The 14,438-nt window shown below is 67.9% G+C and carries 12 protein-coding genes; 10 read left to right on the forward strand and 2 right to left on the reverse strand.

Annotated elements, in window-relative coordinates; all coding sequences use genetic code 11:
- Positions 1 to 27 precede the first annotated feature (27 nt).
- The 6 genes from ISN75_RS02840 to ISN75_RS02865 all read left to right on the forward strand — a co-directional run bounded on the left by ISN75_RS02840 (position 28) and on the right by ISN75_RS02865 (position 7,746).
- Positions 28 to 2,193 carry a RelA/SpoT family protein gene (locus tag ISN75_RS02840; RefSeq protein ID WP_168648008.1) on the forward strand — a complete coding sequence of 722 codons (2,166 nt, stop codon included), beginning with the start codon at positions 28 to 30 and terminating at the stop codon, positions 2,191 to 2,193.
- 57 nt (positions 2,194 to 2,250) lie between these two features.
- Positions 2,251 to 2,634 carry a RidA family protein gene (locus tag ISN75_RS02845; RefSeq protein WP_167252572.1) on the forward strand — a complete coding sequence of 128 codons (384 nt, stop codon included), beginning with the start codon at positions 2,251 to 2,253 and terminating at the stop codon, positions 2,632 to 2,634.
- A gap of 81 nt (positions 2,635 to 2,715) precedes the next feature.
- Complete coding sequence (gene recG, locus ISN75_RS02850; RefSeq protein WP_343819454.1) at positions 2,716 to 4,818, forward strand: ATP-dependent DNA helicase RecG; 2,103 nt, start codon at positions 2,716 to 2,718, stop codon at positions 4,816 to 4,818.
- Positions 4,819 to 4,924: 106 nt separating this feature from the next.
- On the forward strand, positions 4,925 to 5,857 hold the full coding sequence (locus ISN75_RS02855) for a nucleoside hydrolase (protein WP_343819453.1): 933 nt from the start codon (positions 4,925 to 4,927) through the stop codon (positions 5,855 to 5,857).
- 93 nt (positions 5,858 to 5,950) lie between these two features.
- Positions 5,951 to 6,196: a type B 50S ribosomal protein L31 gene (locus ISN75_RS02860; RefSeq protein ID WP_167252569.1), complete on the forward strand. Its 246-nt coding sequence runs from the start codon at positions 5,951 to 5,953 to the stop codon at positions 6,194 to 6,196.
- 254 nt (positions 6,197 to 6,450) lie between these two features.
- Entirely contained in the window at positions 6,451 to 7,746 is a 1,296-nt protein-coding gene (locus ISN75_RS02865) for a citrate synthase (RefSeq protein WP_167252568.1), read from the forward strand.
- A gap of 70 nt (positions 7,747 to 7,816) precedes the next feature.
- On the opposite strand, the gene ISN75_RS02870 is transcribed toward ISN75_RS02865, so the two are convergent.
- Positions 7,817 to 8,491: a hypothetical protein gene (locus tag ISN75_RS02870; RefSeq protein ID WP_167252567.1), complete on the reverse strand. Its 675-nt coding sequence runs from the start codon at positions 8,489 to 8,491 to the stop codon at positions 7,817 to 7,819.
- Positions 8,492 to 8,584: 93 nt separating this feature from the next.
- Positions 8,585 to 11,092: a penicillin-binding protein 1A gene (locus ISN75_RS02875; RefSeq protein WP_343819451.1), complete on the reverse strand. Its 2,508-nt coding sequence runs from the start codon at positions 11,090 to 11,092 to the stop codon at positions 8,585 to 8,587.
- A 276-nt stretch (positions 11,093 to 11,368) separates the two neighbouring features.
- Here ISN75_RS02875 and ISN75_RS02880 point away from each other — a divergent pair, with 276 nt between their 5' ends.
- From ISN75_RS02880 to ISN75_RS02895, 4 genes are read left to right on the forward strand one after another with little or no spacing between them, the layout of a single operon-like run.
- Complete coding sequence (locus ISN75_RS02880) at positions 11,369 to 12,427, forward strand: type IV pilus assembly protein PilM (RefSeq protein ID WP_167252565.1); 1,059 nt, start codon at positions 11,369 to 11,371, stop codon at positions 12,425 to 12,427.
- Positions 12,427 to 13,209, forward strand: a complete 783-nt coding sequence (locus ISN75_RS02885; RefSeq protein WP_343819449.1) for a PilN domain-containing protein — start codon at positions 12,427 to 12,429, stop codon at positions 13,207 to 13,209. The genes ISN75_RS02880 and ISN75_RS02885 overlap by 1 nt, the downstream gene beginning before the upstream one ends.
- Entirely contained in the window at positions 13,206 to 13,859 is a 654-nt protein-coding gene (locus ISN75_RS02890; protein ID WP_167252563.1) for a type 4a pilus biogenesis protein PilO, read from the forward strand. The genes ISN75_RS02885 and ISN75_RS02890 overlap by 4 nt, the downstream gene beginning before the upstream one ends.
- Positions 13,856 to 14,386 (forward strand): pilus assembly protein PilP, encoded by a 531-nt coding sequence (locus ISN75_RS02895; protein WP_167252562.1) that lies wholly within the window; start codon positions 13,856 to 13,858, stop codon positions 14,384 to 14,386. The genes ISN75_RS02890 and ISN75_RS02895 overlap by 4 nt, the downstream gene beginning before the upstream one ends.
- Positions 14,387 to 14,438 lie beyond the last annotated feature (52 nt).

The raw sequence follows: 14,438 nt of genomic DNA on the forward strand, positions 1-14,438 counted from the left end.
GGCTGCCTGAGCGGCGGCCAGCGCCCCGTGAGCGCGACTACGCATCCCGATCCCGTGGATACGTCGTCCTTGCCCCCCTACGTACTGGCGCTCAAGGAGCGCATCGCCTACCTGCCGCCCGAGCAGGTGGCGCGCGTGCTGCGCGCCTACGAGGTCGGCGCGCAGGCGCATGAAGGCCAGGCGCGCAAAAGCGGCGAGCCGTACATCACGCATCCGGTGGCCGTCGCCGGCATCCTGGCCGAACTGGGCCTGGATGCCGAGACCATCATCGCGGCGATCCTGCACGACACGCTCGAAGACACCGCGCTGAGCCGCGCCGAGCTGGCCGGCGAATTCGGCGAGACCGTGGCGGACCTGGTCGACGGCGTCACCAAGCTGGACAAGATGCGCTTCAGCAGCCGCCAGGAAGCGGATGCCGAAAGCTTCCGCAAGATGCTGCTGGCGATGGCGCGCGACCTGCGGGTCATCCTGATCAAGCTCGCCGACCGCCTGCACAACATGCGCACGCTCGGCGCCAAGGATGCCGCGTCGCGCCGCCGCATCGCGCGCGAAACGCTGGAGATCTACGCGCCGATCGCGCAGCGCCTGGGCATGAACAAGTTCAAGGCCGAGCTGCAGGACCTGGGCTTCCGCGCCCTGCATCCGGACCGCTACCGCGTGATCAGCGAGCGCATCCGCGCCGCGCTGGGCAACCGCCGCGAGGCCATGGGCAAGATCGAGGCCGCGCTGTCCTCGCGCCTGGCCGGCGAGCACCTGGCCTCGCGCGTGCTCGGCCGCATCAAGTCGCCGTGGAGCATCTATTCGAAGATGCGCAGCGAGCACAAGAGCTTCGCCCAGCTGATGGACGTCTACGGCTTCCGCGTGGTGGTCGACACCGCGATGAGCTGCTACGTCGCGCTGGGCGCGGTGCACTCGCTGTACAAGCCGGTGGACCGCCGCTTCAAGGATTTCATCGCCATCCCCAAGGCCAACGGCTACCAGTCGCTGCACACCGTGCTGCTGGGGCCGTTCGGCGCGCCGATCGAAGTGCAGATCCGCACCGCGGAGATGGACTCCGTGGCCGAACGCGGCGTGGCCGCGCACTGGGCCTACAAGACCGACAGCGGCCCCGCCAACAGCGCGCAGGCGCGGGCGCGCGAGTGGCTGTCGTCGCTGGCGGACAGCCAGGCCAACACCGCGTCGTCGTCCGAGTTCATCGAGAACGTCAAGATCGACCTGTTCCCGGACGAGGTCTATCTGTTCACCCCGCGCGGCGACATCCTCTCGCTGCCGCGCAACGCCACGGCGCTGGACTTCGCCTACGCGGTGCATACCGACGTCGGCGACCACGCGGTGGCCGCGCGCGTCGACAAGAAGCTGTTGCCGCTGCGCACGCGGCTGGAATCGGGCCAGCTGGTGGAAATCATCACCGCGCCGTCGGCGGTGCCGAACCCGGCCTGGCTGGAATCGGTGGTCACCGGCAAGGCGCGCACCGCCATTCGCCAGTACCTCAAGCATCTGCAGCACGAAGACGCCGTCGACTTCGGCCACCGCATGCTCGACCGTGCGCTCGATGCGCAAGGCTCCAGCCTCGATGCCATTCCCGTGGCCGTGCTGGACCGTTTCCTCGAAGCCGCCAAGCTCAAGCGCCTGGAAGAACTGCTCGCCGACATCGCGCTGGGCAACCGCATGCCCGACGTGGTCGCCGGCCAGCTGCTGGCCGCGCGCGGCAAGCAGAAGGGCGGTGCGGCGCCGGCCCAGCATGCGGTGGAAAAGATCCGCATCACCGGCGCCGAGCGCGGCGTGCTCAGCTTCGGCAATTGCTGCCACCCGCTGCCGGGCGACGAGATCATCGGCTATCTCTCCACCGGCAAGGGCATCGTGGTGCACCGGATCGAATGCCCGAACGTGGTGGAATTGCGCAAGTCGCCGGAGCGCTGCGTCGCCATCGAATGGGACCGCGACGTGCAGGGCGACTACCGCGCCGAGCTGCGCATCGAGGTCATCAACCGGCCGGGCGTGCTCGCCACGGTGGCCGCGGCCATCGCGGCGGCGAATTCGAATATCGAGAACGTGGAATACGTCGAGCGCGACAGCGCCGCCGCCACCTTGCTGTTCGCGCTGGAAGTGAAGAACCGCAAGCACCTGGCCGACGTGATCCGCCGCGTGCGCCGCACCGGCGTGGTGAGCGGCGCGTACCGCTACCCGCTCTAGGCCGGTACCGGGATTTCCGTTTTACACTTCGGGCTTTCCCCGCCCGAGGTTCCCGCGATGTCCCGCAGCATCATCTCCACCGACAAGGCGCCGGCCGCGATCGGCCCGTACTCGCAGGCCGTGCGTGCCGGCAACACCGTGTACTTCTCCGGACAGATCCCGCTGGATCCGGCCACCGGCAACCTGGTCCAGGGCGATATCGCGCTGCAGACGCGGCGCGTGTTCGACAACCTCAAGGCGGTGGCCGAAGCGGCCGGCAGTTCGCTGTCGGCGATCGTGCGCGTGGGCATCTACGTCACCGACCTGGCCAACTTCGCCACGGTCAATGCGGTGATGGCCGAGTATTTCCAGGCGCCGTATCCGGCGCGTTCCACCATCCAGGTCTCGGCCCTGCCCAAGGGCGCCGAGGTGGAAGTGGACGCGGTGCTGGTGATCGACTGACCCGGCGGCGGGGCATGCGCCGACACGCGCGGTCTCCATCGCCGCTACGCGCCGGCGCACGCCTCCGCTAGGCTTTCCGCAATGTCAGCTGCACCCGCTTCCACCGCTATCGCTCCCGGTCTCGCGCCGGTCTCGTCGCTGCCCGGCATCGGTCCGGCGCTGGCGGCGACGCTGGCCAAGCTGGGGCTGGAGCGCGTGCAGGATCTGTGGTTCCACCTGCCGCTGCGCTACGAGGACCGCACCCAGATCAGCACCATCGCCGACCTGCACGTCGGCGAGCGGGCGCAGGTGGAGGGCGTGGTGGAGGCGGTGGAACGCGGTTTTCGCTACCGGCCGCAGCTCAAGGTCGCCATCACCGACGATTCGCGCGAAACCCTGGTGCTGCGCTTCTTCCATTTCCATCGCGCCCAGGCCGAGCAACTGCGGCCCGGCGTGCGGCTGCTGGTCTACGGCGAAGTGCGCCACGGCGCGCAGGGGCTGGAGATGGTGCATCCGCAGTACCAGCGCCTGGAGGGCGTGGCCGAGCCCGCGGTGGAGGAGCGGCTCACGCCGGTCTATCCCACCACCGAAGGCCTGGGCACCAGGCGCCTGGCCGGCGTGATCGCCAAGGCGCTGGCGCTGCTGCCGCCCGACCGCGAGCTGGAGCTGATTCCGCCTGCGCTCGGCGCCGGCCACGGCCTCACGTCGCTGCGCGAAGCGCTGCTGTACGTGCATCGCCCGCCGCCGGATGCGCACCTGGGCGAGCTCACCCAGAGCCGCCATCCCGCGCAGCAGCGCCTGGCTTTCGAGGAACTGCTCACCCAGCACCTCAGCCTCAAGCGCATGCGCGCCGCGGTGAAGCAGCGGCACTCGCCGGCATTGGGCGGCGACGGCGTGCTGCGCGAGCGCCTGCTGCAGAGCCTGCCGTTCCGGCTTACCGGCGCGCAGCAGCGCGTCAGCGAGGCGGTAGCGAAGGACATGGCCAGGACGCATCCCATGCTGCGGCTGGTGCAGGGCGACGTCGGCAGCGGCAAGACCGTGGTCGCCGCGCTGGCCGCGCTGGCCGCGGTGGAATCCGGCCGCCAGGTGGCGCTGATGGCGCCCACCGAGCTGCTGGCCGAGCAGCATCTGCGCAACTTCAGGCATTGGCTGGAGCCGCTGGGCATCGAGGTGGAATGGCTGGCCGGCAAGGTCACCGGCAAGGCGCGCACGCGCGCGCTGGAGCGCGTCGCCGCCGGCGCGCCGGTGGTGATCGGCACGCATGCGCTGATGCAGGAGGGGGTGGAGTTCGCGCGACTGGGCCTGGTCATCGTCGACGAGCAGCACCGCTTCGGCGTGCAGCAGCGCCTGTCGCTGCGCGACAAGGGGCTGGAAGGCGACCAGGTGCCGCACCAGCTGGTGCTCACCGCCACGCCTATCCCGCGCACCCTGGCGATGAGCGCGTACGCCGACCTGGACGTCTCCTCCATCGACGAACTGCCGCCCGGCCGCACGCCGGTGCAGACCATCGCCATTTCCAACGCGCGCCGCATCGACGTGATCGAGCGCATCCATGCCGCCTGCCGCGAAGGGCGCCAGGTGTACTGGGTGTGCACCCTGATCGAGGAGACCGAGCAGCTGCGCGCGCAGGCCGCCGAAGTGGCGCACGCGGAACTCTCCGCAGCGCTGCAGGACTGCAAGGTAGGCCTGATCCACGGCCGCATGAAGCCGAAGGAAAAGCAGGCGGTAATGGACGCGTTCAAGGCCGGCGAGCTGGCCGTGCTGGTGGCCACTACGGTGATCGAGGTGGGCGTGGACGTGCCCAATGCCAGCCTGATGGTGATCGAGAACAGCGAGCGGCTGGGCCTGGCCCAGCTGCACCAGCTGCGCGGCCGCGTGGGCCGCGGCGCGGTGGCTTCCAACTGCGTGCTGCTGTACCAGCCGCCGCTGGGCATGCTGGCCAAGGAGCGCCTGCAGGTGATGCGCGACACCAACGACGGCTTCCGCATCGCCGAGAAAGACCTGGAACTGCGCGGCCCCGGCGAAGTGCTCGGCACGCGCCAGACCGGCCAGCTCAGCTTCCGCATCGCCGACCTTTCCCGCGACGCGCACCTGCTGCCGGCGGTGCAGGAAGTGGGCGCCGAGATGCTGCGCCACCACGCCGCCCAGGCCGAGCGGCTGATCGAGCGCTGGATCGGCGGCGCGGCGCGCTATGCGCATGCGTGAGCGGGGAACGGGGAACGCGACATCCATCCTCGCGCAACCGCGCAAGTCCCCGTTCCCTGCTCCCCGTTCCCCGTCTTAAGCTATCCGACTAACCGAAGGAAAGCCCATGACCAAGCCCCAGCTCCTGATCGACACCGACCCCGGCGTGGATGACGCGCTCGCGATCCTGATGGCCCATGCCCATGCCGACATCGCCGGCCTGAGCATCGCCGCCGGCAATGTGGGCCTGGGGCATACCGTGCGCAATGCGCGCACGCTGGTCGATCTGGTCGGCGGCGGCGTGCCGGTGTTTGCCGGCTGCCCCACGCCGCTGGTGCGCGGGCCGGAGGAAGACGCCGCTTTCGTGCACGGCATGGACGGCCTGGGCGACGTCGGCTTCGCCGAACCGGCCGCGGCGGCCGAAGCGGAGCAGGCCGCCCTGGCCCTGCTGCGGCTCACCCGCGAGCGCCCCGGCCAGCTGACCCTGGTGGCGCTGGCGCCGCTCACCAACGTGGCCCTGGCGCTGCGCCTGGACCCGACCCTGCCGCAGCGCGTGAAGCGCCTGGTGGTGATGGGCGGCGCGGTCACCGGGCATGGCAATACCGGCAACATTCCGGCGGAATTCAACGTCGGCTTCGATCCGGAAGCCGCTCACGTGGTGTTCGAGGCCTTCCCGCAGTTCGACCTGGTCGACTGGGAAGCCACCCTGCGCCATGCCTTCGACGAGGCGGAATTCGACCAGTGGCTGGCCGCCGGCGACCATCGCGCCGAATTCTTCGGCCAGGTGTTCCGCACCGCCCGCGCCTTCAATGCCAGCAGCAAGCGCCGCGGCATCATCGCGGCCGACGCGCTCGCCATGGCAGTGGCGATCGACCCCTCCATCGTCACCCGCAGCGAGGAGCGCCACGTCGCGGTGGAGCTGGACGGCCGCCTTACCCGCGGCGCCACCGTGGTGGACTGGGGCGGCCGCCTGGGCCATCCGGCCAATGCGCGCATCGTGCTGGACGTGGACCAGGCGCGCTTCGCGGCCATGGTGAGACGCGCGCTGGGCGCGGCCTGAGCGCCGGTCCCGGGGCAAGTGACTGACGCGCTTGCCCTTGGGTCGAAAGGGTCGCTATAATGCCGCTCTTTCGCCCACCGCTTTGAGTCCGTCATGAAGCCCGATATCCATCCGAATTACCGCCCGGTGGTGTTCCAGGATCTTTCGTCCGACTTCGCGTTCCTGACGCGTTCGACGATCGCCACCAAGGAAACCGTCAAGTGGCAGGACGGCAACGAGTACCCGCTGGTCAAGGTGGATATCTCCAGCCACTCCCACCCGTTCTACACCGGCAAGCAGAAGACCATCGAAACCGGTGGCCGCGTGGACAAGTTCCGCCGCCGCTACGCGCAGAAGTAATCTTCGCGCGACCGGTCAGCCGGGTTTCCGGCTGGCGATAAAGCCAAGCCAGTACACGGAGCATGGGGCGAGCGCAAGCTCGCCCCATGCTTTTTCGCGTCTGTCATCCGACCATTCGCCAAGGGATGTTCGCCGGGTGATGTGTGATAATGGCCGGCGTTGCATCGCGCCTTCCCCAGCGCGCTGCGCTTAATTCCCCCGCCTGGCGCACCACCCCCGGTGACCGGCGGCGACATTCGCTGAAGGAGGTTTCCGTGTCCGATACCAAGACCGTCAAGCTGGTGGATGAGTCGAACAAACGCAGCAGCGAGCTGCCCCTGCTGAGCGGCACGCTCGGCCCGGACTGCATCGACATCGGCAACCTGTACAAGGACACCGGCCACTTCACCTACGACCCGGGCTACGGCAGCACCGCCAGCACCAAGAGCGCCATCACCTACATCGACGGCGACCAGGGCGTGCTGCTGTACCGCGGCTACCCGATCGAGCAGCTGGCCGAGAAGTCGAGCTTCCTCGAGACGGCCTACCTGCTGCTCAACGGCGAGCTGCCCAGCAAGGGCGAGTTCGCCAAGTTCGAAGACGACATCACCCATCACACGATGATGCACGAGTCGCTCAAGGACTTCTTCAAGGGCTTCCACCACGACGCGCACCCGATGGCCATGCTGGCCGCCTCGGTCGCCTCGCTGTCGGCCTTCTACCACGACGATATCGACGTCGATAACGCCGAAGACCGCAAGCTGGCCGCGATCCGCCTGATCGCCAAGATGCCGACGATCGCCGCTGCCTGCTTCCGCTATTCGATCGGCTGGCCGTTCCGCTATCCGCGCAACAACCTCGAATACGTCGACCGCTTCCTGCACATGATGTTCGAAGTGCCGAGCGAGCCGCTGACCCTCAGCCCGGTTGCCGCCAAGGCGCTGGACCTGCTGTTCATCCTGCACGCCGACCACGAGCAGAACGCTTCCACCTCCACCGTCCGCCTGGTCGGTTCGACCGGCGCCAACCCGTACGCCTCCATCGCCGCGGGCATCACCGCGCTGTGGGGCCCGGCGCACGGCGGCGCGAACGAAGCGGTGCTGAAGATGCTCGAGGAGATCGGTACGGCCGACAAGGTCGAAACCGCCGTCAAGCGCGCCAAGGACAAGAACGACAACTTCCGCCTGATGGGCTTCGGCCACCGCGTGTACAAGAACTTCGACCCGCGCGCCAAGATCATCCGCGAGATGACCCACAAGGTGCTGGGCGAGCTGGGCGTCAACGACCCGCTGCTGGAAGTGGCGCTGAAGCTGGAAGAGGCGGCGCTGAAGGACGAGTACTTCGTCGAGCGCAAGCTGTACCCGAACGTCGACTTCTACTCGGGCATCATCTACAAGGCGCTCAACATCCCGACCGAGATGTTCACGGTGATGTTCGCCATCGCGCGTACCGCCGGCTGGATCGCCCACTGGATCGAGCAGCACGAAACCCCCGGCGCCCGCATCGGCCGCCCGCGCCAGATCTACACCGGCGCCGACGTGCGCAACTACGTGCCGGCCGACAAGCGCTGAGCGCTTAAGACCCCGCCACGCGAAAACGCCCGGCCATGCCGGGCGTTTTCTTTTGCGTGGGAGGAAGGCGTCAGCGCAGCGCCGACGCCAGCTTGCGTTCGAAGTCGTCGTCTTCGCCGCCCTCGGCGACCAGGGCTTCCACCCCGGCCAGCGAGGCGCGCCGCATCGGTTTCTCGTCGATACGGTCCAGCGGCGGCTGGCGCAGGGAATTCACCGGCAGCACGGTGAGATCGAACGGCAGTTCGTCGGCGGCGAACAGCAGTACCGGGTATTCGGCCTGTTCGTCGCGGCTCAGGCGCAGGCGGCGCGTCTGCGTTTCCACCGGCACGCCGTGTTCGCGCAGGTGCAGGATGACGGCTTCCGGATCGTCGCTGAAAACGTGCAGGCACACGGCCGAATGGCTGTCCGCAGTGCCTTCCAGTACCGCGCCGACCAGCCGCGGCTCGTAGTCGCTGAGGAAGCGCATGGCTTCCAGGGCCGCCTCGCGGCGCTTCTGCAAAAGCTGCGGCTGGCTGTGCGCCTGGAAGATGCGCTGGTGCTCGCGCAGCGCTTCCTCGATCTCGTTGTTGCGGGGCAGTGCCTGGGTGTCGAAGATGCCGAGCCGCTCGGCGGCCTTGAGCTTGGCGTGATGAAAATCGCGGATGCCATGCTCGCTCATGAGGCGTGCGGCCTCCTGGGCGATACGCAGGCGGTTGCGCTGGACGCGGTCCTGCGCGTGGATGCGGTGATGCTCGCCTCGAGCCATGATCCTGGTCCCTCCTGGTCGTTGGTTGGAGGTGCGGCCGTTCGCTGACGGCCTCGCGGCGCAGCGGGTGGACCGGGCCACCCGCCTGTCGCGTCAGAAGATGTCGTACGCGTGCTGCTGGTCGGGATCCTCCTGCTGCTGGGTAGCCTGCTGGCGCAGGCGGTCCACGTCTTCCACCTTGAACATTTCCGGCATCGCATTGGGGTTGCCGGGTTCCGAGGGCAGGCCGCTGGAGCGGTCGATCTGTACCGTAGTGATGCCCGGGGGCATCGACAAGGTGGAGGAGGGGTGGTCCTTCAGGGCCGCGCCCATGTAGTCCATCCAGATCGGCAGCGCCGCCTTGGCGCCGAATTCGCCGCGGCCGAGCGAACCGAAGTCGTCGAAGCCCACCCAGACGGCCGTGGAAAGGTCGCCGTTGAAGCCGACGAACCAGGCGTCGCGGTGCTCGTTGGTCGAGCCGGTCTTGCCGGCCAGGTCGTCGCGGCCCAGGGCCATGGCGGCCGCGCCGGTGCCGCGCCGGATCACGTCCTTCATCAGCGAGGTGACCAGGAAGTCGTTGCGCACGTCGATCACCTGCGGTGCCAGCGTCGGCGGGTGGTTGCCCTCGTGCGCGTCGGCCGGCAGCACCGCGCCGCCCGTGGTGGCGGCGGCGGCCGGCGTGCCGGCGGCCGCCACCGGGTTGGCCGGGGCGGCGCTGGAGGAGGGCGGACCCGGCGGGCGGGTGTCGAGCAGGCGCTCCTGGCAGGTGCGGCAGGCGCGCGCGGGGTTGGCCACGTAGACCGGCTTGCCGTCGCGGTCGTCGATCTCGCTGATGAAGTACGGCGTGACCAGGTAGCCGCCGTTGGCGAACACCGCATAGCCGCGCGCCATGCCCATCGGCGATACCGAGGCGGTGCCCAGGGCCATCGAAAGATTCGGCGGCAGGGCGTCGGGCGAGAAGCCGAAGCGGGTGACGTAGTCGCGCGCATAGCGCACGCCGATGGCGTCCAGCAGGCGCACCGAGACCAGGTTCTTCGACTTCACCAGCGCTTCGCGCAGGCGGATCGGGCCGTCGAACTTGTCGTCGTCGTTGGACGGCGTCCACAGGCCGTCCGGGCGCGAGGGGTCGGGCAGGGCCAGCGGGGCGTCGTTGACGATCGAGGCCGGCGTGAAGCCGCGCTCGAACGCCGCCGAGTAGATGTAGGGCTTGAAGCTGGAACCCGGCTGGCGCGCCGCCATCACCGCGCGGTTGAACTTGCTGCGCAGGAAGTTGAAGCCGCCGACCAGGGCCTGCAGCGAGCCGTCCTCCGGGTTCACCGAGGCCAGCGCGCCCTGCACCTTGGGGATCTGCGCCAGTTCCCACTCGCCCTTGGCATTGCGCGCCACGCGGATGATGTCGCCGCGCTTGAGCACGGCCGCCACGTTCCTGGGCGGGGCGCCGACGCGGGTCTCGTTGACGTAGGGCTTGGCCCAGGCCACCGCGTCCTGGCCCAGCTGCACCTGCTCGCGGGTGGACAGGTAGACCGTGGCGTCGCTGGCACCCACCCCGGTGACCACGCCCGGACGCAGGCCGGCGATGTCGGTATAGCTGGAGAGGATGCGGTCGAAGTCCTCGTTGCCGGCGTTCTCGGCCAGCTCCTGGTGGTCCTCGGGGCCGCGCCAGCCATGGCGGCGGTCGTAGTCGATGAGGCCGGCGCGCATGGCGTCCACGGCGGACTGCTGCCGGGCGCTCTGCACCGTGGTCTTGATCACGTAGCCCTCGGTGAGGGCATCGTTGCCCAGGCGATCCAGCGCCTGCAGGCGGACCATTTCGGCCAGGTAGGGCGCGTCCACCTCGATCGGCGGCTCGTGCGGGAAGGCGTTGTTGGGCTCGGCGATGGCCTGCTGGTACTCGGCCTGGGTGATGTAGCGGTTCGCCAGCATCTGCCCCAGCACCCAGTTGCGGCGCATCAGGCCGCGCTTGGGGTTGTTGATCGGATTGACCACCGAAGGCAGCTGGAAGGTCGAGGCGATCATCGCGCACTCGGCCACGCTGAGCTGGTCCAGCGACTTGCCGTAGTAGTACGAGGCGGCCGCGGCCACGCCGTAGGAGCGGTGGCCGAGGAACATCTTGTTCAGATAGAGCTCGAGGATCTGGTCCTTGCTCAACTCGTTCTCCATGCGCAGGGCGATGAAGATTTCGGTGAGCTTGCGCGAATACAACTTCTCGGGGCTCAGGAAGAAGTTGCGCGCAACCTGTTGGGTAATGGTCGAGCCGCCGGGGCCCTTGTCGCCGCCGGAGACGATCACGTGCCAGCCCGCGCGGGCGATGCCGTGCCAGTCGACGCCGGGGTGGCGGTAGAAATCGCCGTCCTCGGCCGACAGCACCGCGTGCTTCAGCCGGTCGGGCACCGCGGCGATGCCGACGGGGATGCGCCGGGTTTCACCAAAGGTGGCGATCAGCTTGCCGTCCGCGCTGACGACGCGCAGCGGCACCTGCATGTGATAGTCCTTCAGGACCGCCACCGAGGGGATGCGCGGCGAGACCAGCCAATACGCCACACCTACTGCGGCGACCGCCAGCAGCAATCCGGTGAAAGCAAGGATCAGCACCCAGCGCAGCAGACGCTTGAGAATTTGCATGGTGTGGATATTGCGAGACCTGAGTCAAAACACGGCACAGTATAGATGTAGCACCATTTGCTTAACGGTACCGGCTGGCAGATTCCCACCTGCGGGTCACTGTTACGTCACAAAAAAGGCCGGGACGTGATTGGCGCTAATTGTGGATGCCGTCACGCCAAAACAGTCGAGATAGTTCGTGTAGGCCGTTGCCAATACGTTAATTTTTGGATTTAATGCCGTCGCGCACTCACCACTCAAATACGGTGCAGGCGTCCAGGGGCAAGGGGGAAAATCGTGGGGCTCTTTACACCCAAGAAGCCGCCGCTGATTGGCGTCGACATCAGTTCGACCGCCGTCAAGCTGCTGCAGCTCAGCCAGGCCGGTGGCCGCTATCGCGTGGAACACTACGCGGTCGAGCCACTGCCCCCCAATGCCGTGGTCGAAAAGAACATCGTCGAAGTCGAGGCGGTGGGCGAAGCGATCCGGCGCGCGGTGGCCCGTTCGGGCACCAAGCTCAAACACGCTGCCGCGGCCGTCGCCGGTTCCGCGGTGATCACGCGCATCATCCCGATGTCCAGTGATTTGTCCGAAGAAGATCTCGAAGGACAGATCCAGGTCGAAGCGAACCAGTACATCCCGTATCCGATCGAGGAAGTCAGCCTCGATTTCGAGGTGCTGGGTCCGGTGCGCGACAACCCCGAAATGAACAACGTGCTGCTCGCCGCGTCGCGCACCGAGAACGTCGACATGCGCGTCGCCGCGCTCGACCTCGGCGGCATCAGCGCCAAGGTGGTCGACGTCGAAGCCTTCGCGATGGAGAACGCCTTCGCGATGGTGGCCGACCAGCTCAACGTCGGCCGCGACGCGCTCGTCGCCGTGATCGACATCGGCGCCACCATGACCACGCTGTCGGTGCTGCGCAACCAGCGCACCATCTACTCGCGCGAGCAGGTGTTCGGCGGCAAGCAGCTCACCGACGAAATCATGCGCCGCTACGGCCTCTCCTACGAGGAAGCCGGCCGCGCCAAGCGCAAGGGCGGCCTGCCGGAGTCCTACGAGACCGAGGCGCTGGAGCCGTTCAAGGAATCGCTGATCCAGCAGATCAGCCGCCTGCTGCAGTTCTTCTTCGCAGGCAGTGAATACAGCAAGGTCGACCAGGTGGTGCTCGCCGGCGGCTGCGCCTCCATCGAAGGCCTGTGCCCGATGCTCGAGGAGCAGCTGGGCGTGTCCTGCGTGGTGGCCAATCCCCTGGCGCGCATGTCGCTGTCGCCGCGCGTGCAGGCGCAGCAGCTGGCCCAGGATGCGCCGGCGCTGATGATCGCGGTCGGCCTCGCCATGAGGAGCTTCGACTGATGGCACGCATCAACCTACTTCCCTGGCGCGCGGAACGCCGCAAGCATCGCGAGCGCGAGTTCTTCATGCAGCTCGGCGCGGCGATCGTCGCGGCGATCCTGTTCGTGCTGGTGTGGATGACCTGGATGGACCAGCGCATCGGCAACCAGAACGAGCGCAATACCTATCTGCAGGGCGAGATCGCGCAGCTCGACGAACGCATCGCCAAGATCAAGGATCTCGAGAAAGTCCGCGAGCGCCTGCTGGCGCGCAAGCAGATCATCGAGCAGCTGCAGGCCAACCGTTCGCAGATGGTCCACCTGTTCGACGAACTGGTGAAGACCATTCCCGCCAGCGCCCGCCTCAGTGGCCTCAAGCAGGTCGGCGAGTCGATGTCGCTCGACGGCGTCGCCCAGTCCAACGCCAGCGTCGCCGAATACATGCGCAACCTCGAAGCCTCGCCGTGGATGGGCCACGCGGACCTGCGCAAGACCGAGAACACCCACGGCGATTCGCGCATGCCTTACGTGTTCGGCCTCGACGTCGCGCTCAGCAAGCCCAAGCCCGACGAGGGCGCGGACGCCGAGCACACGCCGGTGCAGCCGGCCGGCGCCGCCAGCGCCGCGGCTCCCGCCGCGCCGGCTCCGTCCGGCACCGCGGCCCGCCAGGCTCTCGGCTCCGCCGCGCAGGCGCTGACCGCTCCGCCGGCCAAGCCCGCCCAGCCCGCCGCTGCCGCACCGCAGGCTCCCAAGCCGGCCAACGCGCCGCCCAGTGCGCCGGCCAACGGGGGGGCCAAGCCATGAGTTTCATCAGCGATCTGCGCAACCTCGACCGCAACAACATCGGCGGCTGGCCCAAGTCGGCCAAGATCACCTTCATCGTGCTGCTGTTCGCGGTGGTCAGCTTCATCGGCTGGTACTCGATCATCAGCAACCAGCAGGACGAGCTGACCCAGCTCGCCGGCAAGGAAGAACAGCTCAAGCAGGAGTTCGCCCAGAAGCAGGCCAAGGCGGTCAATCTCGAAGCGCTGCAGCAGCAGCTCGACGAGATGCAGGACATGCTGCGCCAGCTGCTGCGCCAGCTGCCCAGCCGCACCGAGATGCCTGAGCTGCTGGTCGACATCTCCCAGACGGCGCTGTCCGCGGGCCTGGAGACCGAGCTGTTCCAGCCGGGCGCCGAGATCCCCAAGGACTTCTACGCCGAGAAGCCGATCCAGCTGCGCATGGTGGGCAACTACCACCAGTTCGGCACCTTCATCAGCGGCGTGGCTTCGCTGCCGCGCGTGGTGATCCTGACCCTGCACGACGTCTCGCTGACGCCGAAGGACAAGGGCGGCACCCTGGTGCTGCAGGGCACGGTCAAGACCTATCGCTATCTGGAAGACGACGAAAGCGCGGAGGCCAAGGCCGCCAATGCCAAGTCGTCCGGTGCCAAGAACGGGGGGCAGAAATGAGCAAGACCACAGCCCTCCGCGCCGCACGCGTCGCGCTGGCCATCGGTGCCGTACTGATGCTGGCCGGCTGCACCCGCGGCATGTCGGACCTGCGCGACTGGGTTTCGCAGGAGAAGCAGAAGAAGGGTGCGCCGATTCCGCCGCTGCCCGTCATCAAGACCTTCGAAACCTTCCTCTACAACGACCAGGACCGCCGCGACCCGTTCAGCCCCAGCACCGCTGAGCTGGACAACGGCGCCTCCAACGGGCCGCGCCCCGACCAGGACCGTACCAAGGAGCCGCTGGAAGCGTTCGCGCTGGACAGCCTCAAGATGGTCGGCACGGTCGGCACCGGCAACGGCATCGAAGTGCTCATCAAGGATCCCACCGGGGTGATCCACCGGACCCACCGCGGCGAGTACATGGGCCAGAACTACGGACACGTCACCGCCATCGCCGAAGACCACATCGAGCTGGTCGAACTGGTGCCTAACGGCAACGGCGGTTGGATGGAACGCTCAGCCAGCATCGCGCTTGGCGAGAAATAAGAATCACAGGGGCTGATGCAATGACGAACCTCAACAAACCAGTCCAGGGCCG

Origin of the sequence: Dyella marensis, assembly GCF_049532885.1 — a bacterium.
Taxonomy (GTDB): Bacteria; Pseudomonadota; Gammaproteobacteria; order Xanthomonadales; family Rhodanobacteraceae; genus Dyella_D; species Dyella_D marensis.